This window comes from Acidovorax sp. DW039 (genome assembly GCF_037101375.1).
In the GTDB taxonomy this organism is placed as follows: Bacteria; Pseudomonadota; Gammaproteobacteria; order Burkholderiales; family Burkholderiaceae_C; genus Acidovorax.
Window position 1 is genome coordinate 4,415,406 of the sequence record NZ_AP029019.1, and the last position, 21,631, is coordinate 4,437,036.

Consider the following 21,631-nt stretch of genomic DNA (forward strand, 5'->3'; position numbering starts at 1 on the left):
TCAAACCTGTGCGTCGCCCGGTGCCACCAGTAGAAGATGAAGCTGGTCAGGAAAAAGCTGAGCCCCCCCCACCCAGTAAGGTGCCCACTGCGTGGCGGCGGGAAAGAGGGCGTTGCGCCGGATCACTGCGCCAAACACATAGCCCATGCCCAACGTCACCACCACGGTGGCTAAGCCGAGCGCGGTCGACAGAATCAGCCAGCGGTGATCGCAGTCATTGCGCGACGCGGGCGCGATGACCTCGCGGCAAAAGATGCCCACAAACAGGAGCGCGATGACGGGGTAGGCGTAGAGCTCGGCCATGAACGGGTCCGGGGTGAAGGGTTCACATCAACGCGAACGACGGGGCATTATCAGCGGGGCCGCAACGACGGGTTAGGGTGGATCGTGGCGGATCGGCGCGCCGAGGAACGGCACGGGGGTCAGAGCAACGCTGCATCCAAAAACCAGGCGTGCACACAGCGCAGCCACCCCACCCGCACAAGGCGTTCCGTTTCTATTCTGTTTCTGGCGTGATTGAGAGCGTCCTGGGAGTGGTCATGGGCGGCAAGGTGCCCGCAAGCGCGCCGCTGCGGCTTCGTCGCCCAGGCGGTCGATCAGCACGGCACTGGCTTCGCTCAGCCCCTGCACCTGCACCGTGCAGCCGTGGTGCAGCAGGCGCTCCACCACCTTGTCGAGCGCGGCCACGGCGGTGATGTCCCAGAAGTGGGCGTGCGTCACGTCGATGATCACTGCGCGGCCTTCGGCACCCAGCACGTCAAACGCCTCAATGAACGCATCGGCCGAGGCAAAGAACACCTGGCCGGACACATGCCAGGTGCGCTGGCCGGTTGGGGCATCGTCATGCACGCGCACGTCGAGCATGCGCGAGACTTTGAACGCAAAGAACACGCCGCTGAGCACCACGCCCACGGCCACCCCGGCAGCGAGGTTGTGCGTGGCAATGGTGACCACCACCGTCGCCAGCATCACTGCACTGGACAGGCGCGGATGGCGCACCAGCGCGCCGAGCGATTTCCAGTCGAACGTCTCGGCCGACACCATGACCATGATGGCTACGAGCGCAATCACCGGAACCTGCGACACCCAAGGCTTGAGCGCCACCATGAGGATGAGCAGAAACACCCCGGCAAACAGCGTGGACAGGCGACCGCGCCCGCCGTACTTCACGTTGCCTACGGCCTGGCCGATCATGCCGCAGCCCGCAATGCCGCCAAACAGGCTGGCTGCGATGTTGGCAAACCCCAGGCCCGCGCATTCGCGGTTCTTGTCGCTAGGGGTGTCGGTCAGTTCATCGACCACAGCGGCGGTGAGCACCGATTCGAGCAGGCCCACCATGGCAATCGCCAGCGCGGGCAGCAGGATGATGCGCAGCGTGTCCAGCGACACGGGCACCTGCGGCAGCGCGAACATGGGCAGCGCATCGGGCAGTTGGCCAAGGTCGCCCACGGTGGGCAGCTTGAGCCCCAGCGCGGACGCAAGCGCCGTGAGCACCACCACGCAGATCAGTGGTGACGGAATCACGGACAGTGCAGGCCACGCCAGCCGCTGGGCCAGCCAGGGCAAGCCATAGATGAGCGCCAGCCCCAACCCCAGCGCGCCCCAGGTGGCCGTGCTGGCACCCTGCAGATGCGGCAGCTGCGCGGCAAAGATCAGGATGGCCAGCGCGTTCACAAACCCGGTGCGTACCGAGCTGGACACGAAGCGCATCAGCACGCCCAGCTTCATCAGCCCAAACGCCACCTGCACGGCCCCGGCCAGCAGCCCTGCCGCCAACAGGTAGCCCAGCCCGTGCGACTGCACCAGCGGCGCGGCCACCAGCGCCACCGAACCCGCAGCGGCAGACACCATGGCGGGCCTCCCGCCGGTGAAGGCGATGACCACGCTGATGACAAACGAGGCAAAGAGCCCCACCGAAGGGTCCACACCCGCTACGAAGGAGAAGGCAATGACCTCGGGGATGAGCGCAAACGTGGCTACGGCCCCGGCCAGCAGCTCACGCGGAATGCTCGGTGCCCATTCGGCGCGCAGGCGGGTCAGAAAGGAAGACATCAAAAACAAGTCGTTGGGGTGTCAAACAACAACGCGCCCGAAGGCGCGTGAAGATCCAAACAAAAACAGCCTCTAGCGCTTGATGAATAAGCGCAGGCAGCTATCCATTCAATAGCAAACAGACATCAAGCGCCGTGGCACTTCTTGTACTTCTTGCCGCTGCCGCAGTGGCAAGGGTCGTTGCGGCCGGGCTCGGGGGCCTTGCGCAGGGTTTCCACGCGGGGGCCGATGCTCTTCCACAGCTGGCGCAGGTCGTACACGGCCCAGATGGCTTCGCCGAAGGCTTCCACGCGCGCCTGGCTGGTGCTGGGGGGGCCGTCTTCGTTGTACATGCAGACCGCGGGCTTGCCGGTATCGTCCTCGGTCAGGGCCACGATGCTGTCGAGGGCGTCGTCCAGCCAGCGGGCGGCTTCCTTGTCGCGGGGGGCAGCCCAGTCTTCGGGCCAGTTTTCCACGGCGAACATGAAGCCCAGCGCCCACACCTGACCGAAGGAGGGGATCTCCTGCCCTTCCATTTCAGCGCGCTCTGCTTCGGGCAGGCTGGCCACTGCGCCGCGCATGTCCATGGCTTCGGGCTGGAAGGTGCGCTCGTCGTCCAGCGTCTTCACATCGGTATCGAGCTGGCTCACCACTTCGTTCCAGCGGCGCATCCACAGCTCGATGAAACGGGCCTGCTGGTCTGCGCTGGCAAAGGCGGGCAGCACGGGCAGGGGTTCGCCCTCGGCCACATCCAGCGCAGCGCCGTCGCCCAGCAGCATGGGCAGGTATTCGGCAGGCGGGATAGGGCGGCGGCTGCAGATCAGCGCAGTCATGAAGCCATCGCAGAACTCCCACTGCGGGATTTCTTCGCCGCGCGTGCGCAGGTCGTCGAGCAGGTTGTCCAGCTCCTCCAGCTCTTCAGGGCCCAGGCCGGTGACGGGGTTCTGGGGGGTGTTGTCGGCAGACAGGTTGCCGGTATCGGTGGGGGTCATGGAGGGGCTCCGGTAGAGGGCGCGGGCGGGCGGTAATGCTCTTATGATGCCTGGGGCCGGTCTGCAGTCCAAGGCCTGCAACGCCTGAAGGCAAGAGCCTGGCGGGGCTGCAACCCGGCAGGCATGCGCCGCGCCAAGGCGGCGAGTGTAGCCGCCGCCAGCCAACCCCTTTCAGTCCACCCCTGTGGGCCTTGTGAGCAGAGCCAACGCCATGATCCATCAACTCAATCAACTGTACCCGGTTCGCTACACCGCATTGGGGCTGTGTGCCCTGGCCCTGGTGGCGCAGGCCGCAGCGCTGCTCTGGTGGGACAGCAACCCCTGGGGGCTGGCACTGCTGCTGGTACTGGCGGCGCTGGTGGTGCTGGGCATTTACGACATGCGGCAGACGCGCCACGCCATCTTGCGCAACTACCCGGTGATCGGGCACCTGCGCTTCATGCTCGAATACATCCGGCCCGAGGTGCGGCAGTACTTCATTGAAAGCGACAGCGAGGCGGCTCCTTTCTCGCGTGCACAGCGCTCGCTGGTGTACCAGCGCGCCAAGGGCGACCCGGACAACCGGCCTTTTGGCACACACCTGGATGTGGGGGCGCAGGGCTACGAATGGGTGAACCACTCCATGGCCCCCACGCAGCTGGCGTCGCACGACTTTCGGGTGTGGATTGGCGGCAGCCCGGATGCACCCTCGCCCTCCGCCGCACCATGCACGCAGCCATATCAGGCCAGCGTGTTCAACATCTCGGCCATGAGCTTTGGTGCGCTGTCGGCCAATGCCATCAAGGCGCTGAACCTGGGCGCGAAGAACGGCGGCTTTGCGCACGACACGGGCGAAGGCTCCATATCTGCCCACCACCGCGTGCACGGGGGCGATCTGATCTGGGAAATTGGCTCGGGCTACTTTGGCTGCCGCAATGATGACAGCACGTTCAACGCCGAACGCTTCACCGCCAACGCCACCGACCCGCAGGTCAAGATGATCGAGCTGAAGCTGAGCCAGGGCGCCAAGCCGGGCCACGGCGGCGTGCTGCCCGGCCCCAAGGTCACCGCCGAGATTGCCGCAGCGCGGGGCGTTCCCGAGGGCTATGCCTGCATCTCGCCCGCACGGCACAGCGCGTTCAACACGCCGGTGGAGATGATGCATTTCATCGCACGGCTACGGCAGCTTTCGGGCGGCAAGCCCACCGGCTTCAAGTTCTGCCTGGGCCACCCGTGGGAATGGTTTGCCATCGTGAAGGCGATGCTAGAGACTGGCATCACGCCCGACTTCATTGTGGTGGACGGCGCAGAAGGTGGCACAGGCGCAGCCCCGGTGGAATTCACCGACCACGTGGGCGCGCCGCTGCAGGAAGGCCTGCTGCTGGTGCACAACACGCTGGTGGGCGTGAACCTGCGCGACCGCGTGCGCATTGGCTGCGCAGGCAAGGTGATCAGCGCTTTTGACATTGCCCGCATGATGGCCCTGGGGGCCGACTGGTGCAACGCGGGGCGCGGCTTCATGATGGCGCTGGGCTGCATCCAGGCACAAAACTGCCACACCGGCCATTGCCCCACCGGCGTGGCCACACAAGACAAGCAGCGCCAGCAGGCCCTGGTGGTGCCCGACAAGGCCACGCGCGTGGCGCAGTTTCACCGCAGCACGCTGCATGCGCTGCAGGAACTGGTGCAGGCCGCCGGGCTCACCCACCCCAGCGACATCACCGCCCACCACATCGTGCGCCGCATCAGCGACACCGAGGTGCGCCTGCTCTCCAACCTGATTGCACGCGTGGAACCCGGCGCGCTGCTGGGGCCTCTGGAAGGGCAGCACAATGTCTTTCGCCAATACTGGCCGCTGGCCAATCCTCACAGTTTTCAGGCGCACACGGTGTAGCCTGCGTTTCGCGTTTTCATGAACCTGCCCCCCATTACAGAGCACCCGGAGGTGCCGCCCGCCCCCGCCGTGGATTACGCCGGATTCCTGGCCCGCCAGCTGCAGACGCAGCAGTTCAACGCCGCGTGCTACCAGCTCGGAGACGAGCAGGTGTGGGTCAAGAAGGCCAACACGCCCCATGGCATGGCGCGCTACCGCGTGATGGGTGCCCTGGCCCTGCTGTTTGGCCTGCCTGTGCTGCAACCGGTGCCCAACGTGGGCGGCAACATCGCCATTGCCACCGAAGTGCAACGCCTTCGCGACCTGGCCGCGCGCGGCCTGCGGGTGCCCACGGTGCTGGCCGCGCAGGACAACGGCTTTCTGATGCGCCACCTGGGCCGCCCTGGCCAGAACACGCCCTCGCTGGGCAACGAGATCGAAGCGGCGGTGCCCGCGGGGCCCGAGGCCGTTCTGCGCCTGTGGGCGCAAGGCCTGCGGGCCATGGAGCTGGTGCACAACCAGGGCACCTGCCTGAGCCAGGCCTTTGCCCGCAACCTGGTGCGCTGCCCCGATGGGGTGGTGGGCTATGTGGACTTTGAAGACGACCCCACGGCCGTGCTGCCGCTGCCGCTGTGCCATGCGCGGGATGCGCTGTGCTATGCGCATTCCACCGCCATCTACCTGCGCCAAAGCGGAGCGCTGGAGGATGCGCGGGCGCTGTGGGCGCAGTGGATTCGCTCACGCGGCCCGGCGCTGCAGGGGGTGATGGCGCAGACCCTGCGCCGCCTGAGCCCCGCACGCCATCTGCCCCAGAGCCGCAAGCTGGGCCGCGATGTGCAGCGCGTGCGGGCGGCGTATGACTTGCTGGCCTGACATTGATGTGACCGCCTGAAGATGGCGCTTAGAGCCAACTTCTGACCGCCGGGTTTGCCTCGGCCAGCCGCAGCCATCAAGCGGCTGGCCGCTGCGATGGTGCGCACCCGTGAAATGCGCAGCCATACCCAACCGGCGCTCGCTACTCGAACCAACTCCGTGTCTGGATTCTGGTCTCCCGGAACGCACAAGCAAAACGGCTGAGACGCGCAGTCAAATTGCAGGCCTGCTCTCACACTAGGATCAGTCCGTCAATCGGTCATTCATAACAGTCTCTCCGTGCATTTATCTCCTTCCTTCTACGCTGCCGCATGCGCCAGCCTCCTTCGCATCGGACTATTACTCGCGCTTTTTTCTGTCAGTCCGGCCAACGCCGTCACCACAAAAACCCTCATGGATACGCTGTATCTGGGGCATGCCGGCAACGTCTGGGTGGGCGAGAACCACCGGCGCACGCAGAAGTTTGCGGTGGGCTCCGAAGACGTGCGCGTCACAAGCGTCACAGCGGATGTCTATGACAGCTTTGGATCGGTCACGCCATTCGTCAATCTGTGCGACCAAAATGGAGCCAACTGCCAGACGTTCACAGCATCCGGCCCGATTACTCCAGGGCTGAACACCTTCACCGGCAACTACACCGCGCTAGCGGGAACGACCGTGTCTGTAGTGTTCAGTTGCACGTGCTCTGGCATGGATGGGTATGGTCTCTATTTCAACAGCGGCGTGAGCGCGCCTGGCGTCACAGGCCCCGTGCCGAACGGTCTGTTTCATGCCAAGGCAGAAGGCGAGTTGCTGCCCGCCATCAGCACCTTGTCGGTCGTCGAAGGCCCCGTGGCGGGCGGCACTTCCCTCACGCTCACGGGGGCCTATCTCTCCGATGTGACCAATGTCAAATTTGGAGCCATCAGCGCAACCTCTTTCACGGTCGTGGATGCCAACACCATTACGGCGATTGCGCCTGCGCAGGCTGCGGGCACTGTAGACGTCACGGCCACGACCCCTAGCGGGACCAGCGTTGCCAGGACTGCGTCGCGCTATACGTACGTAGCACCGCCGGTTAGCGCCGACGCCTCTTCTTCCGTACCCTACGGCGCGAACAACGCCCCCATTTCCTTGAACCTCTCGGGCGGCGCCGCAACCTCGCTCGCGGTGCATGCGTCACCCACACATGGGACTTTGGCGGTGTTTGGCGCCAGCGTGAGCTACACACCCACGACCGGCTATGCAGGCGCTGACTCTTTCACCTACTCGGTCTCCAACATCGCGGGCAGCTCAATGGCCGCGACGCAATCGATCATGGTGGCGTCGCCTACCATCAGTTTCTCGCCAACGGCGCCAGCCAATGCGTCTTTTGGCGCAACCTACAGCCATAGCCTGAATTCCGCCAGCGGAGGCAGGGCGCCCTACACCTATTTATTGGCCTCCGGCGCACTGCCCGGGGGGCTCAGCCTATCGTCTTCCGGCACGATCAGCGGCACGCCCACAGCAGTAGGCACCTTCCAATTCATGGTCAGCGCCACCGACAGCAGCACGGGTCAAGGGCCCTTCATCGTCCAAAGCGGCCATCTGTCGCTGACCGTGAGCGCACCCACTATCGGTATGTCCCCAGCCAGCTTGCCAAATGGCATCCGCGGGGTGGCGTACAGTCAGGCCGTCGCAGCTACCGGAGGCAATGCACCCTACCGGTTTACCATTGCCTCTGGAAGTCTGCCGCCAGGGATGGCATTGTCGGCAAACACCGGCATCATCAGCGGCACGCCAACGGCAGGCGGTAGCTACACCTTTACGGTTTCTGCAACGGACAGCTCCACCGGCACGGGTGCCCCTTTCTCTGCCTCACGCACATTCACCGTGGTCATCCCAGACAACCGCTACACCGCGCCCACTAGCACCGGCACCGGCATGGCAACGGCGTCATTCACTGGCGGCGGCACACAGTGCACGTTTACCCAGCGGCGGTTCACCGATGTCAAAGCGGTGGCCACGGCGCCACCAACAGGCTATACCTTCCCGCAGGGCATGTTCGACTTCACGGCAGACAGCTGCGACGTCGACAGCACACTGACGGTGACGCTGGAATACCCCTCCGCCATCCCAGCCAATGCTGTGCTGATGAAGTACAGCCCCAACGCAACCCCTCGGTGGTTCCCTGTGAACGCCAGCGTCCATGGAAATACCATCACCTACTCCGTCAGGGACGGCGAGTCGGGCGACGACGACGGGATGAAAAACGGACGCATCGTTGACCCGGTCGCCCTGGCCCTACCACTGGCCACTGCATCCATTCCAACACTCTCCGAATGGGCCTTGGTGGGGCTTGCACTCGTGCTTGCAGGCTTGGGCGCCCATACGTCACGACGGCGCGCAATCCAATGAAGTGAAGCCGCACCGCAAAAGCATGCGGCGCATATGATGACCAGCGCCTCTGTCAGTCGATAGACGGCCTGCGCACAAAAAATGCCGTTGCCACGAAGCAATAACTGCGTATGACATCGCGTCTCAAGCCTGAAAACAATGGGATACGTTACGTGTTCTCGTGACAACATGTGGTGTCCGGGGCGGACTTGAGCCTTTCCCAAGGCGCGAGTCCATCGACACGACATTGTGCGCAGCTATCTACAGGACAGCACGCTAGTCACCACGGCAGGCCATCCATTCATGCAAGTTCCGCGCGCAAGGAATGCGCATACGCTGTAGCCGTGACTCAGTGCCCGGCAACCTACAAAACCAGTTCGGTGGCAACATCAGCGCTCAACCCCAACAACCGCTTGCGCATGCAGATCACCGCCTTGTCCTTGCTCAGCAAGATCGCCCGGTGCGCCGCTGCGAGGTCGATGAACTTCTGGTCGTCTGCGTCCTTGCACACATAGGCCACCTTGGGGGCAATGTCCACCAGCCGCACCTGCGCATCAAACGCGGCCAGCACCTGCGCGGCATCCACACGGTAGTAGTCCATGCGCTCGGCGATGTGGGGATAGGCCAGCACGCGCTCCAGCTCGTCGCGCATGACCTGCGTGGCGATCCAGGCCAGGCGCCCTTGGGCCAGCAGCGTGCGCAGCGGCACAGTGCGCGGGTCGCTGAAGATCAGCAGATCAAGCGCCACATTGGTGTCCACCACCACCTGGCGCGCGGGCTCGCCCGCCGGGGCCTCGGCGGGCAGGTGCAGTTCAACCTTCATTTCGCAGGCTGTTATCGGGGTTTGCCTTGGCCGCCCGCTCGCGCACGGCGCCCTTGATCATGTCGAAGCGGAACATGCGGCATTCGATCGGGCCGTTCCACATGGGCACGCGGCGCGATTCCTTCAGGCGCATCTTGCCGGGCAGTTTCAGGTCGGGCGTGAGCATCCAGGCCGTCCAGCCGCTGTAGTTCTTCTTCCAGTGCGTGGCCAACTGGCTGAAAAACTCGCCGCCATCTTCGGTCTGCGCTTCTTCGCGGCCCACGGCCATGCCCTGGGCGCGGTCGGCGGCGCGCTCGCTGGCGTTGCGGCCTGCGCTGCCTGCAGCGGCAATGCGCTCGCCGTAGGGCGGGTTCAGGAGCATCACGCCGGGCTGGTCACACGGCGGCATGCGCTGCAGGGCGTCGCCGCCGCGCAGCTGCACGGCCTGGGCCACGCCTGCGCGCTCGGCGTTGCGCTGCGCAAAATCGACCATGCGGAAGGCCACATCACTGCCAAAAATGGGCACTGCGCTGGTCTGTATTGCGCTTTCAGCTTCGTTTTTGATAGCAGTCCAGACATGGGCCTGGAACGGCAGCAGCTTCTCGAATGCAAAGCGCCGCAGCATGCCCGCCGGGATGCGGCAGGCGATCTGCGCGGCCTCGACCGCAATGGTGCCGCTGCCGCAGCAGGGGTCGTACAGGGGCTGGGGGTTGTCGCCGTGCGGGTCCCAGCCGCTGGCGGCGATCATGGCGGCGGCCAGGGTTTCTTTGAGCGGTGCGTCGCCCTTGTCCTCGCGCCAGCCGCGCTTGAACAGCGGCTCGCCCGAGGTGTCGATGTACAGCGTGGCTTCATCGGTGGTCAGGTGCATGTGGATGCGCACATCGGGCCACTGAGTGTTCACATCGGGGCGCACGCCGGTCTTGGCGCGGAAGCGATCAGCCACCGCGTCCTTGACCTTGAGGGCGGCGAAGTTCAGGCTCTTGAGCGGGCTGTGCTGCGCCGTCACTTCGATCTTGAAGCTTTGGCGCGTGGTGAACCAGATCTCCCACGCCACATCGCTGGCCAAGGCGTACAGGTCGTTTTCAGAGCGGTACATGCGGTGCGCCAGCTGCACCAGCACGCGCTGCGCTAGGCGGCTGTGCAAGTTCAATAGCAGCGCATGCCGCCAGGAAGCGCGCAGCAGCACGCCGCCCCGCCCGACCAGCAGGTCATGCCCGGTCAGGCCCGTGATGTGATGGACCTCATCGGCCAGAAATCCCTCGACGCCAGCGGCGCAGGGCAGAAATATTTGCAGTGAATTCATAGGAAGGCCCCGAGGATAAGCCCACCGGCCCCCAGGCGGACAAAACGCTAGGGACGAACGGTGTGAGAGGCTGTGGAAAGCCGCCCACACTCTACAAAGAACCGCTTGATTTGCCCTGCCGGATTACCGATAAAGAGAGCGTCAGCATTCACTCTCTCTATCCACCGCTCCAGTTCACAAGGGGATAACAATGTTCCAAAGCCTGCGCGCCCGATTGATCGGGATTTGCGTTGCCATCACCGTCGCCGCCCTGTTCGCCCTGGCTCTGGCGACGTTTGTGGTGGTGCGCAACAACACACTGAGCAGCATTGATGAACGCATGGGTCAGCTCACGCGCAACCACGCCAACGAACTGACCACCTGGATCAAGGAAAAGCAGCGCATCACGAGCTCGCTGAAGCTGGCCGTGGGGCAGGCTGAGCCCGTGCCCTTCCTTCTGGCAGCCAAGCAGGCCGGGGCGTTTGACGACACCTATTTTGTCTACGCGGACAAGCGCAACATCTTTGCCCACCCCATGCCTGAGGGCTACGACGGCACATCGCGCCCCTGGTACAAGCAGGCCGTGCAAACAGGTGGCCCGGCACTGACACCCGCTTATGTGGACGCAAGCACCGGCAAGCTGACCATCAGCTTTGTCGAGCCCGTAGGGCCGCAGGGGCAGCCCACGGCGGTGATCGGCAGCGACATGCACCTGGACACGGTGACCCGCATGGTCAACGGCATTCGCCCCATTGCGCAGAGCTTTGCGTTTTTGCTGGACGGCGAAGGAAACATCCTGGCCCATCCCAAGGCCGATCTGGCCCTCAAGCCTGCCAATTCGATTACCCCGCAGCTGGACATGGCATTGCTGCGCAAACTGGCCGAGGATGGCCAGCGCAGCGAATTGGCCATCGACGGCACCCAGCAACTGGTGTATGCCGCCAAAGTAGAGGGTTCGCCCTGGATTCTGGCCATTGCCATTGACCGCGCCCAGGCCACTGCCGCCGTGCGCGACCTGCTGCAGGTGGCCACCATCATTACGGTGCTGTGTATTGCTCTGGCTGTGGCGCTGCTGTCCGTGGCGGTGAGCCGCCAGTTGCGCCGCCTGGCAGAGGTGCGCGACGCTTTGACCGACATTGCCTCGGGTGAAGGCGATCTGACCCGGCGACTGGACACCCAGGGCAGCGATGAGCTGGCGCAAATCGCGCAGGCCTTCAACGACTTCGTCAACAAGATTGCCGTGGTGCTGGTGCGTATCCGCGAAGCTTCTGAGTCGGTCAAACTGGCCACCAGCGAAATCGCCAGCGGCAATCAGGATCTGTCCTCACGCACCGAGCAGCAGGCCTCATCCCTGGAGGAAACCGCCGCCGCCATGGAGGAGCTGACGGCCACGGTGCAGCAGAACGCCGAGAACGCCCGGCAGGCCAATCAACTGGCGTCTGAAGCATCGCAGGTGGCCAGCCACGGTGGCACGGTGGTGGGCCAGGTGGTGCAGACCATGGGCGGCATCGAAAGCTCGGCACGCAAGATTGTGGACATCATCGGCGTCATCGATTCCATCGCCTTCCAGACCAACATCCTGGCGCTGAACGCCGCCGTGGAGGCCGCCCGCGCTGGCGAGCAAGGCCGGGGCTTTGCGGTGGTGGCGGCAGAAGTGCGCACCCTGGCACAACGCAGTGCAACAGCGGCCAAGGAAATCAAGGCGCTGATTGATGACTCGGTCAGCCAAGTAAACGCTGGCAGCCAGCTGGTGCAGAACGCGGGGGCCACCATGGAGAAGGTGGTGGAGAGCGTGCGCAGAGTGACCTCCATCGTGAGCGAGATCAGCAATGCCAGCCAGGAGCAAAGCACCGGCATTGCTGAGATTGGCACCGCGGTGAGCCACATGGACCAGGGCACACAACAGAATGCCGCACTGGTGGAGGAGGCCACGGCCGCCGCCCAAGCACTGCAGCAGCAAGCGGCACAGTTGGCGGAAATTGTGGCGGGGTTCAAGCTAGACCACGGGGGCCATGCATCCCTGCCCCCGGCATCCAAGCCGATGGCGCGCCTGCGCTAAAGGGCATTTCGGCATTTCTGGCCCCACACAACGAGTGGGGCTGGGTGCGCCATCTGATGGACGGGACGTGGGGCAGGCTGCGCCCCATCTCCCCGCCTGCGCTACAGCGCCTTGCGCAAATTGGCAGGCGCGATCTTGAGCGCCTCGCGGTACTTGGCCACCGTGCGGCGTGCGCACTCGATGCCCTGCTCCTTGAGCATCTCGGCCAGTTGGCTGTCTGACAGCGGTTTGGCGGGATTCTCTGCCGAGACAAACTGCTTGATGAGCGCGCGCACCGCCGTGCTGGATGCGTTGCCTCCGGTCTCGGTGCCCAGGCCTGAACCAAAGAAGTACTTCAGCTCGTAGGTGCCAATCGGGGTCGCCATGTATTTGGCCGTGGTCACGCGGCTGATGGTGGATTCGTGCAGCCCCAGTTCGTCCGCAATGTCACGCAGCACCAGCGGGCGCATGGCCAGCTCACCGTGGGTGAAGAAGTTCTTCTGCCGCTCGACGATGGCACGCGAGACGCGCAAGATGGTGTCAAAGCGCTGCTGGATGTTCTTGATGAACCAGCGCGCCTCTTGCAGGCGCTGCTGCAGCCCCTGGTGACCCTCGCCCCCCTTGTGGCCCCGCAGAGCCCCCGCATACACATCGTGCACGCGCAGGCGCGGCATGACGTCGGGGTTGAGGCTGACGATGAAGTTGTGCTGGCCACTGTTGCCGTTGGCACGCCCCGCCTTGCGCACGATGACATCGGGAATGATGATGTTGCGCTCCACGTCCGTGAAGCGGCGGCCCGGGCGCGGCTCCAGGCGGGCGATGAGCGCCATGGCGGCACGGGTCCGCTCCTCGCCAGCGCTTCCGCCCTCGCTGCAGGCCTGGGTGAGGCGCTTGATGTCGCGGCGGGCCAGCATCTCCAGAGGCTGCTGGCAAATGCGCAGCGCCGTCTGGATGACAGGCTCGGGCACATCGCTGACACCATTTGCTGCCAGCGCGCTCAGCTGCAAGGTCAGGCATTCCGCCAGATTGCGCGCCCCGACGCCCACCGGCTCCAGTGTCTGCAGCAGACGCAGCCCCACGGTAAAGCGGTGCACCAGCTCTTCGATCTGCTCCAGGTCATCCGGACCAGCCAGGGTGATGGCAAGCTCTTCCAGAGACTCTTCCAGGTAGCCGTCGTCGTTCAGCGATTCGATGAGGAAGCGCAATGCAGCACTGTCCACCTCAGACAGGCGCAGCGCCAGCGCCTGGCGGTGGAGATAGGCCGTGAGGGATTCCTGAGAGCGCGCCAGCTCGGTCGCGTCGGCCTCATCCCCTTCGGTGTCGTTGCGGGTGCGCGCGGGGGCGTCTCCACCCCACTCGCTGTCGTTGGGGGCCATGTCCACCGAGCCGTCTCCGCCCCAGTCGGGCTCTTCGGCACCGCTGCTGGCGTAGTCGGCGTCTGGCGCGGACTCAGAACCCGTATCCAAAGTGGCTTCGGCGCCTGTGGATGAAGCGCTGGCAGCTCCTGAATAAATAGCATCATCCGCGCTGTAGTCATCCGCCTGGGGCGGCGCATCGGCCTGCTCCAGGCCAAACTCCTCACGCGGAGCCTCGTCGGTATTGCGTTCAAGGAAGGGGTTCTCGTCGAGCATCTGCTCGACTTCCTGCCCCAGCTCCAGCGTGGACAGCTGCAGCAGGCGGATGGACTGCTGCAGTTGCGGCGTCAGCGCCAGATGCTGCGAGACACGCAGTGACAGGCCGGGCTTCAAGCAGCACCTCCTGCAGCGGGGCCGCGAGCCATACCGATGGCAAAACCACCACCTCGTACCCGCAGAACCGCCCTCGTCTTCAAGCCCATGTCGGCAGTCTCATGTAACGCCATCACATGCGGAAGTGTTCGCCCAGGTACACCCGGCGCACTTCAGCGTTGTCCACAATCTCCGAGGGTGTGCCCTGTGCCAGCACGCGCCCATCACTGATGATGAAGGCGTGGTCGCAGATACCCAGCGTTTCGCGCACGTTGTGGTCGGTGATCAGCACACCGATTCCCCGCGCCTTGAGAAAGCCGATGATGCGCTGGATCTCGATCACGGCAATGGGGTCGATACCCGCAAAGGGCTCGTCCAGCAGAATGAAACGCGGCTGCGTGGCCAGCGCACGGGCAATTTCCACCCGGCGGCGCTCACCACCCGACAGCGCCAATGCAGGTGAGGCGCGGAGATGGTCTACCCGCAGCTCTTGCAGCAGGGAGGTCAGCTGATCCTCAATGGCTGCCTTGGACAAGGGTGCACCACGCTCGTCACGCTGCAGCTCCAGAACGGCGCGCACGTTTTCTTCCACCGAGAGTTTGCGGAAGATGGAGGCTTCCTGCGGCAGGTACGACAGGCCAAGACGGGAGCGACGGTGAATCGGCATGTGGGCCACAGACTGGCCGTCAATGCGGATGTCTCCGGCATCGCTGCGCACCAGGCCTACGATCATGTAGAACGAAGTGGTCTTGCCAGCGCCGTTGGGGCCCAGCAGGCCCACCACCTCGCCTTTTTGCACGACAAGCGACACATCCTTGACCACCTTGCGGCTGCCGTAGGACTTGGCGAGATGAGAGACCTCCAGCCGACTGGAAGGCTGCCCCTGAGAGGGGGCATTCACAGAGGAATCACTCACTGGCTGCCACCACCCAAAGAATTGCTGGGGCGTAGCGCAGGCCCGGATGCGGGCGCTGCTGGAGCGGGGGCAGATGCGCCCGAAGCAGGCTCCTTGGGTGCAAGCACCGCACGCACCCGGCCGCCGCTGGCAGGGGCCTCTGCGCTGCCAGAAGGCACCGCGCGCTTTTGCCCATCCACCGTGAACACGTCGGTGAGGTTGTTGTAGACGATGATCGCTCCGGAAATTTCGTCACTGAGCGCTCCACCCCGATAGCGGCGCAACTCGGCCCGGGTGATGAAGCGCACGTTGTCGGTACGCCCGTCGTACTCGATCACTTCGCCCTCGCCTTCGATGTACTCCTCGGGCGCGCCGGGCAGGGTGTCGCGCTTTTGGCGGAAGAAGGCGCGCTTGCCCGCTTCGGCAGTGACCACGCCCGACTGGTAACCATCGGCGTCCTGCCGCACATCCAGCCGTGCACCACGCAGCACGATGGAGCCCTTGGTCATCACCACACGGCCGGTGAACACGCTGGTCTGTTTGACTTCATCATGCCGCAGCGCATCGGCCTCGATGTTCATGGGCTTGGCGCGGTCTGCTTTTTCAGCCTGTGCAGCGCCCATGGCGCACGTCAAGGCTGCAAGCACGAAGAGGGAGGTAATGCGATGTTTCATGAGGGCACGAATCTTGCAATCATTGTAGCCATGCATTGGCCCAGAAACGAAAAAGCCCGCTTGCGCGGGCTTGGCTGTGTCTGAGTTATGTCAGAAGGGGCTTAACCCTTGCGAACGGTGCTCACCAAGTACTCCACCACCTGCAGCACGGTCTGCATGTTGCCCGCCATAGTACCGTCGGTGTAATAGCGGCCAGCAACACCCATGGAGGGCACGCCTTCCACACCAAAATCGTTTTGCAACTGCGCGGCACGCCGGGCTTGGTTGCCGGCGTTGAAGGAGTTGTACACCTCCTTGAACTTCGCCACATCCACGCCTTGCTTGCCGATCCACTCAAAAATTTCGTCGTCCTTGGCCAGCTTCTGCTTCTCGACATGGATGGCGCGGAACACCTTGGCATGCAGGTCGGGCAACTTGCCCATACCTTCTAGGGCGTAATAAAGCTTTTGCTGGGGCACGAAGCTGGCATTGAAGGCCACAGGCACCCGGCGAATCACCAGATCCTTGGGGGCAGCCTTGATCCAGCTCTCCAAGGTCGGCTCAAACGCATTGCAGTGAGGGCAGCTGTACCAGAAGAACTCGATCACTTCGATCTTGCCTGCTGGCACATCGGTCGCGACGGGCTTGGAAAGCTTTTGGTAGTCCTTGCCTTCCTTGAACTGGCGCACCTGGGCTTGTGCAGGCAGCGCCAGAGGCAACGTGACCGCGGATGCGGCCACAGCAGTGGCGGCGGACATTGAAAACTCGCGACGTTTCATGAAAAGAACACTCCTTATCTGGTCTTGGGGGTGTGAGCGAAGGCGGGTCAAAAAGTTCAGATCACCCGAGGGCAAAGCAGTCAGTGCGTCCGCAGATCAGCGCTGGACACGCACGAGCGCCGACTCCACGCCGGTGTCATCCAGCTTGTCTTTCAGCGCTGCAGCATCATCACGCTTGGCAAACGGGCCCACGCGCACGCGGAAGACGGGGCGACCGTTTTGTTCGCGCTCACTCACGCGCGCCTCCCAGCCCATCATGGCCAGCTTGGCGCGCTGGGCGTCCGCATCGGCCTGAGTCCTGAAGGCACCTGCCTGCACAAAATAGTCATACGGGTCAGCACTGCCCGACTCTGCCGCCTTCGCCTTGGCCAGATCCCCCAGAGGATCAGCACTGGCCGAAGGCTTGCCAGTTTCCGGTTTGCTGGCCGCCACCTTGGGGGCAGAAGCAGCAGCGGCCTTGGGGTCCGCAGGCGTTGCTGCCGCAGTGGCAGGCGTAGAAGGCTGAACGACCGCACCGGACTGGGTTGGTGCCGACGCTGCCGAGGCAGCCGCAACAGGCGGCTTGGCAGACTTGCCCCGCAGCGGGGAGTTAGGGTCCCAGTCTTTGTTCTTCTGGGCTTCCGCGGCATCCTGGTCTGCCCCTCGTGCCCCGCCCTTGTTCAGGAAAGGCACGGGCACCTTGGTGACGTAGACCGCCACAGCCAGCGCCGCGCCCAGGCCCACGATGACCCCCAAAATAAAGCCCAGGATGGTTCCGCCCCGCTGATGGTTCTTCATAGTTTTCTCGTTCACATTCTGGCTGGGGCCGACACACCCAGCACCGCCAAGCCATTGTGCAATACCTGCGCGGTGGCAGCGACCAGGGCCAGACGGGCCTTCTTCACGACTTCATCGTCCACCAGGATGCGCTCGGCATCGTAGTAGCTGTGATAGGCCGAGGCCAGGTCACGCAGGTAGAAAGTCACGTCATGCGGAGCCTCGCCCAGCGTGGCGGCCGTCAGCATCTCGGGGTACTTGGCCAGTTGCAGCATGAGCGCCTGGGCCTGAGGGCCTTCCAGCGCCGACAGGTCAACATCCTTGAGCGAAGCCACATCACTCCCACCCGCCTCTTGCCAGGCACGCAGCACTGACTGGATGCGCGCATGGGCGTACTGCACGTAGTACACCGGGTTGTCGTTGTTCTGGGCGACCGCCAGATCCACATCGAAGGTGTATTCGGTGTCAGGCTTGCGGCTGAGCAGGAAGAAGCGCACGGCGTCCTTGCTCGTCCACTCGATCAGGTCACGCAGCGTGACGTAGCTGCCTGCGCGCTTGCTGATCTTGACCTCTTCGCCGCCGCGCACCACGCGCACCATGGTGTGCAGCACGTAGTCGGGGTAGCCCTGCGGAATACCGACATCGGCCGCCTGCAGGCCGGCGCGCACGCGGGCGATGGTGCCGTGGTGGTCTGTGCCCTGGATGTTGACGACCTTGGTGAAGCCGCGCTCCCACTTGGCGATGTGGTAAGCCACATCGGGCACGAAGTAGGTGTACGTACCGTCCTGCTTGCGCATGACGCGGTCCTTGTCGTCTCCATAGTCCGTGCTCTTGAGCCACAGCGCGCCATCCTGCTCGTACGTCTTGCCGTTGGCCACGAGCTTGTTCACCGTGGCTTCGACGCGGCCGCTGGTGTAGAGGCTGGACTCGAGGTAGTACTGGTCAAAGTGGAGATTGAAGGCCTGCAAATCCTTGTCTTGCTCGTTGCGCAGGTAGGCCACGGCAAACTGGCGGATGTTGTCGTAGTCCTCCACATCGCCATTGGCCGTGAACTCGCGGTCATCGGCCTTCACGGTAGCCTTGGCCTTGAAGGCTTCGGCAATGTCGGCGATGTAGTCGCCGTTGTAGAAGTTCTTGGCCAGCGGGTTGTCGCTGTCGGTGGGCCAGCAGTCGTCACCGGGCTTGAAGCCCTTGGCGCGCAGCTGCGTGCTTTTTGTGAGCGTATCGATCTGCACACCGGCATCGTTGTAATAGAACTCGCGGTGTACGTTCCAGCCCTGCGTTGCGAACAGGTTGCAGATGGCGTCACCCAGCGCCGCTTGGCGGCCATGGCCCACATGCAAGGGGCCGGTGGGGTTGGCAGAGACAAACTCCACGAGCACACGCTGACCGTTGCTGGGCTGAAAGCCAAAGCGCTCACCCGCCCCCAGCACCTCGCGCACCACTTCCTGCTTGGCAGCGGGCTTCAGACGAATGTTCAGAAAGCCAGGACCGGCGATTTCAATGGCCTCAACCCAGCGCTGGTAGGCTGGTGTGGCCTCCAGCGTGGCCTTGAGTTGCTCGCCGAGAGCACGAGGGTTGAGCTTGAGAGGCTTGGCCAATTGCATGGCAGCCGTACAGGCGAAATCGCCATGAGCGGCCACCTTGGGGGATTCAAAAGCGGCCTTTGCGCCAGCGCCAGGAGACAGGGCATCCAGCGCGGTAGCAAGGGTAGCCAGGAGTTCGTTTTTGACAGAGAGCATCGGTGGATTTTACGGGGCCGCCCCTGCCTGCACGATTTGGCTTGTGAGCATGCACGCAACACCGCGCCGTTCTCACGAACCGCAACGTCCACCCGAGCGGCATGTGGCTTGTCGCGATACAGGATCTTCACAGTTGCAACGCAAGCCACCCAGCCGCAACAGAACGTAATAAATCGCGAGATACTTGTTTTGCCTGTCAGCCGACGGCAACCACGCCACGTTAAAACCCTACCATCCGTACCGGATTGGTTTTGATGTTGACCTACCTACTGGAGCCCCTATGAAGAAGCTTCTCTCCCTGACAGCCTTGAGCCTGGCCCTTTCGATCAGCGCAGCCCATGCGGCCGACGCCCCGGCCGCTGCTCCGGCCGCAGCACCTGCAGCCAAGACTGCTCCAGCACCCGCCGCGGCTCCAGCAACCACCACAGCTGCACCTGCTGCAGCAGCACCTGCATCGGCCCCTGCCGCCACGCCAACCAAGCAGCAATCGAAGATGGCCACCTGCAACGCCGAAGCAGGCGACAAGAAGGGTGATGAGCGCAAGGCATTCATGAAGAGCTGCCTGAGCAACAAGCCTGCGACACAGCAAGACAAGATGAAAACCTGCAACGCTGATGCCAAGACCAAGGCCCTCAAGGGCGACGAACGCAAGGCCTTCATGAGCGAGTGCCTGAAGAAGTGATGGACTGGGCGGTTCCCACTAGCCGCCCACCCACACAGAAAAGCCCGCCAGGCGCAAATCTGGCGGGCTTTTTTTTGAGCGTTGATTCTGCTTACCAGCCGCGGGCCCAGAAGACTGCGATCACCGCAATCACAGGCAGGATGTGGGATTGCACCATCACCCAGCGGCGGGTGCTGCACACCTCCGCCTCAGCAGGCAACGCGCCTGTGGCATTCAAGGCCTTGAGCCAGCGGCGGAAGGTGAGCGTGGGCTTGATGGAGATCAGCCCCATCAACACGAACAGGGTCACCTTGATGTGAAAGAGCGGCTGAGACACATACCAAGACACGCCCTTGACGCCAAAGTACAGGCGCGCCAGTCCTGTGGCCAGCAACACGATGGCCGTGATGCCGTAGATCAGGTCCAGCCGGGCCAGACGCTTCACCACCGCCGCATTCATCCACTCTGAGCGACACAGCGCGGCTTCGCTGGTCAGGAAGACCACCAGGGTGAGGATGGCCAGCAAGTGAAAAGCAGCGAGAAAGGCTTCGAGGGTCATGAAAAGCTCCTGGGAAATCAGCACGGGCACCATGGGTGGAGCCGCTGTTGCGGCCACTGGGTAGTGATTGTGCTTGAGCCGAATGAGCCCGCCCTTCAGCAGGAGGTCCCCAAAAGAAGAAACGGCGCATACCCTCAAGGCATGCGCCGCTTGGAAGTTCGACCGAGAAACCGTCAGGCCGCTGTGCGAGTGGCTGCGCCGACAGGCACGGCGACATCGGCCACGGGTGCGGCAGCCACGACGGGTTCGGGCAACGCACGCCCATTGAGTGCGGCATCCAGGCGCTGATGATCCAGCGCATTCTCCCAGCGGGACACCACCACCGTCGCCACGGCATTGCCGATGAAGTTGGTGAGCGAGCGGCATTCGCTCATGAAACGGTCCACGCCCAGAATCAGCGCCATACCCGCCACAGGCACTTCAGGCACCACCGCCAGGGTGGCCGCAAGGGTGATGAAGCCAGCGCCGGTCACGCCCGCTGCGCCCTTGGACGATAGCATGGCCACCAGCAGCAGTGCAATCTGGTGCCCCAGCGTCAGCTCGGTATTGGTGGCCTGCGCAATGAACAAAGCGGCCAGCGTCATGTAGATGTTGGTGCCGTCCAGATTGAACGAATAGCCCGTTGGCACCACCAAACCCACCACCGACTTGCTGCAACCAGCCTTCTCCATCTTCTCCATCAGCGAAGGCAGGGCCGACTCGGACGAAGAAGTGCCCAACACCAGCATCAGCTCGGCCTTGAGGTAACGGCACAGCTTGAGCACCGAGAAGCCACACAGCCGACACACAAAGCCGAGGATGACCAGCACGAACAGCAGTGAGGTGATGTAGAACGAGCCCACCAGCCAGGCCAGGTTGACGAGGGAGCCCAGGCCGAACTTGCCAATGGTGAACGCCATGGCACCGAAAGCGCCCAGGGGAGCGGCCTTCATGACGATGCCAACCACCTTGAATACGGGAGTGGTGAGCGCATCCAGAAAGTTCAGCACGGGGCGGCCGGGTTCGCCCACCATGGCCAAGCCCACACCGAACAGCACCGCCACCAGCAGCACCTGCAGAATGTTGTCGCCGACGAAGGGGCTGACCAGCGTCTTGGGGATGATGTCCATCACAAAGCCTGTGAGCGTCATCTCGTGCGACTTGGCCACGTAGCCCTTCACGGCCGTCTGGTCCAGGTCCGCCACGTTGATGTTCATGCCTGCCCCGGGCTGGACCACGTTGGCCACCACCATGCCCACCACCAGGGCCAGCGTCGAGAAGAACAGGAAATACGCCATGGCCTTGCCGAACACGCGGCCCACCGCGCTCAGCTGAGACATACCGGCAATGCCGGTGACAATCGTCAGAAAGATCACCGGGGCGATGATCATCTTGACCAGCTTGATGAAGGCATCGCCCAGTGGCTTGAGCGCTTCGCCGTAAGCGGGTTCAAAATGACCCAGCAACACGCCCAGGACGATGGCCAACACCACCTGGAAGTACAGTTGCCGATAAAAAGGCAGCCGCACGGCGGGGGCTGCGGGAGCGGATGGGATGTGCATGGAACGGTCTCCAGAAATCGGGGGGCTGCACCACCGGGGTGCACCCGGCGCGCGTCAAGGGTGCCGTTTGTACCGTTGCACTCTGTTTCAGCC

The 21,631-nt window shown here is 63.7% G+C and carries 18 protein-coding genes; 5 read left to right on the plus strand and 13 right to left on the minus strand.

Annotation, left to right across the window (positions count from 1 at the left end):
- From AACH87_RS19800 to AACH87_RS19810, 3 genes are all read right to left on the minus strand, one after another.
- The gene (locus AACH87_RS19800) at positions 1-303 is read right to left on the minus strand and encodes a hypothetical protein (RefSeq protein ID WP_338796281.1); all 303 of its coding nucleotides are present in this window, start codon (positions 301-303) and stop codon (positions 1-3) included.
- A 234-nt stretch (positions 304-537) separates the two neighbouring features.
- On the minus strand, positions 538-2,052 hold the full coding sequence (locus AACH87_RS19805) for a SulP family inorganic anion transporter (RefSeq protein ID WP_338796283.1): 1,515 nt from the start codon (positions 2,050-2,052) through the stop codon (positions 538-540).
- 125 nt (positions 2,053-2,177) lie between these two features.
- Positions 2,178-3,023 (minus strand): UPF0149 family protein, encoded by an 846-nt coding sequence (locus AACH87_RS19810; RefSeq protein ID WP_338796285.1) that lies wholly within the window; start codon positions 3,021-3,023, stop codon positions 2,178-2,180.
- Positions 3,024-3,234: 211 nt separating this feature from the next.
- Here AACH87_RS19810 and AACH87_RS19815 point away from each other — a divergent pair, with 211 nt between their 5' ends.
- The 3 genes from AACH87_RS19815 to AACH87_RS19825 all read left to right on the plus strand — a co-directional run bounded on the left by AACH87_RS19815 (position 3,235) and on the right by AACH87_RS19825 (position 8,124).
- Positions 3,235-4,896, plus strand: coding sequence for an FMN-binding glutamate synthase family protein (locus tag AACH87_RS19815; protein ID WP_338796286.1), 1,662 nt, complete (start codon positions 3,235-3,237; stop codon positions 4,894-4,896).
- An 18-nt stretch (positions 4,897-4,914) separates the two neighbouring features.
- Complete coding sequence (locus AACH87_RS19820; RefSeq protein ID WP_338796287.1) at positions 4,915-5,748, plus strand: hypothetical protein; 834 nt, start codon at positions 4,915-4,917, stop codon at positions 5,746-5,748.
- Positions 5,749-6,141: 393 nt separating this feature from the next.
- Complete coding sequence (locus tag AACH87_RS19825; RefSeq protein ID WP_338796288.1) at positions 6,142-8,124, plus strand: IPTL-CTERM sorting domain-containing protein; 1,983 nt, start codon at positions 6,142-6,144, stop codon at positions 8,122-8,124.
- Between the two features lie 343 nt (positions 8,125-8,467).
- Here AACH87_RS19825 and AACH87_RS19830 read toward each other — a convergent pair whose 3' ends face one another.
- Entirely contained in the window at positions 8,468-8,926 is a 459-nt protein-coding gene (locus tag AACH87_RS19830) for a putative toxin-antitoxin system toxin component, PIN family (RefSeq protein WP_338796289.1), read from the minus strand.
- On the minus strand, positions 8,916-10,208 hold the full coding sequence (locus AACH87_RS19835) for a THUMP domain-containing protein (RefSeq protein WP_338796290.1): 1,293 nt from the start codon (positions 10,206-10,208) through the stop codon (positions 8,916-8,918). Before AACH87_RS19835 ends, AACH87_RS19830 begins: the two co-directional genes overlap by 11 nt.
- 190 nt (positions 10,209-10,398) lie before the next feature.
- On the opposite strand from AACH87_RS19835, the gene AACH87_RS19840 reads away from it, so the two are divergent.
- Positions 10,399-12,246, plus strand: coding sequence for a methyl-accepting chemotaxis protein (locus tag AACH87_RS19840; RefSeq protein WP_338796291.1), 1,848 nt, complete (start codon positions 10,399-10,401; stop codon positions 12,244-12,246).
- 101 nt (positions 12,247-12,347) lie between these two features.
- Here the strand turns inward: AACH87_RS19840 and AACH87_RS19845 are convergent, their stop codons facing one another.
- The 6 genes from AACH87_RS19845 to argS all read right to left on the minus strand — a co-directional run bounded on the left by AACH87_RS19845 (position 12,348) and on the right by argS (position 18,777).
- Entirely contained in the window at positions 12,348-13,973 is a 1,626-nt protein-coding gene (locus AACH87_RS19845) for an RNA polymerase factor sigma-54 (RefSeq protein ID WP_338796292.1), read from the minus strand.
- Between the two features lie 112 nt (positions 13,974-14,085).
- Entirely contained in the window at positions 14,086-14,853 is a 768-nt protein-coding gene (lptB, locus tag AACH87_RS19850) for an LPS export ABC transporter ATP-binding protein (protein ID WP_338796293.1), read from the minus strand.
- A gap of 11 nt (positions 14,854-14,864) precedes the next feature.
- On the minus strand, positions 14,865-15,521 hold the full coding sequence (gene lptA / locus AACH87_RS19855) for a lipopolysaccharide transport periplasmic protein LptA (protein ID WP_338796295.1): 657 nt from the start codon (positions 15,519-15,521) through the stop codon (positions 14,865-14,867).
- Between the two features lie 101 nt (positions 15,522-15,622).
- Complete coding sequence (locus AACH87_RS19860) at positions 15,623-16,279, minus strand: thiol:disulfide interchange protein DsbA/DsbL (RefSeq protein WP_338796296.1); 657 nt, start codon at positions 16,277-16,279, stop codon at positions 15,623-15,625.
- Between the two features lie 96 nt (positions 16,280-16,375).
- Positions 16,376-17,056 (minus strand): SPOR domain-containing protein, encoded by a 681-nt coding sequence (locus AACH87_RS19865; protein WP_338796297.1) that lies wholly within the window; start codon positions 17,054-17,056, stop codon positions 16,376-16,378.
- 11 nt (positions 17,057-17,067) lie between these two features.
- Positions 17,068-18,777, minus strand: coding sequence for an arginine--tRNA ligase (gene argS / locus AACH87_RS19870; RefSeq protein ID WP_338796299.1), 1,710 nt, complete (start codon positions 18,775-18,777; stop codon positions 17,068-17,070).
- Between the two features lie 280 nt (positions 18,778-19,057).
- Between argS and AACH87_RS19875 the strand changes: the two genes are divergently transcribed.
- Entirely contained in the window at positions 19,058-19,459 is a 402-nt protein-coding gene (locus tag AACH87_RS19875; protein WP_338796300.1) for a PsiF family protein, read from the plus strand.
- A 91-nt stretch (positions 19,460-19,550) separates the two neighbouring features.
- Here AACH87_RS19875 and AACH87_RS19880 read toward each other — a convergent pair whose 3' ends face one another.
- Both AACH87_RS19880 and AACH87_RS19885 read right to left on the minus strand, forming a co-directional pair.
- Entirely contained in the window at positions 19,551-19,997 is a 447-nt protein-coding gene (locus AACH87_RS19880) for a DUF2214 family protein (RefSeq protein WP_338796301.1), read from the minus strand.
- A gap of 173 nt (positions 19,998-20,170) precedes the next feature.
- Positions 20,171-21,538 (minus strand): dicarboxylate/amino acid:cation symporter, encoded by a 1,368-nt coding sequence (locus tag AACH87_RS19885; RefSeq protein WP_338796302.1) that lies wholly within the window; start codon positions 21,536-21,538, stop codon positions 20,171-20,173.
- Positions 21,539-21,631: the final 93 nt, after the last annotated feature.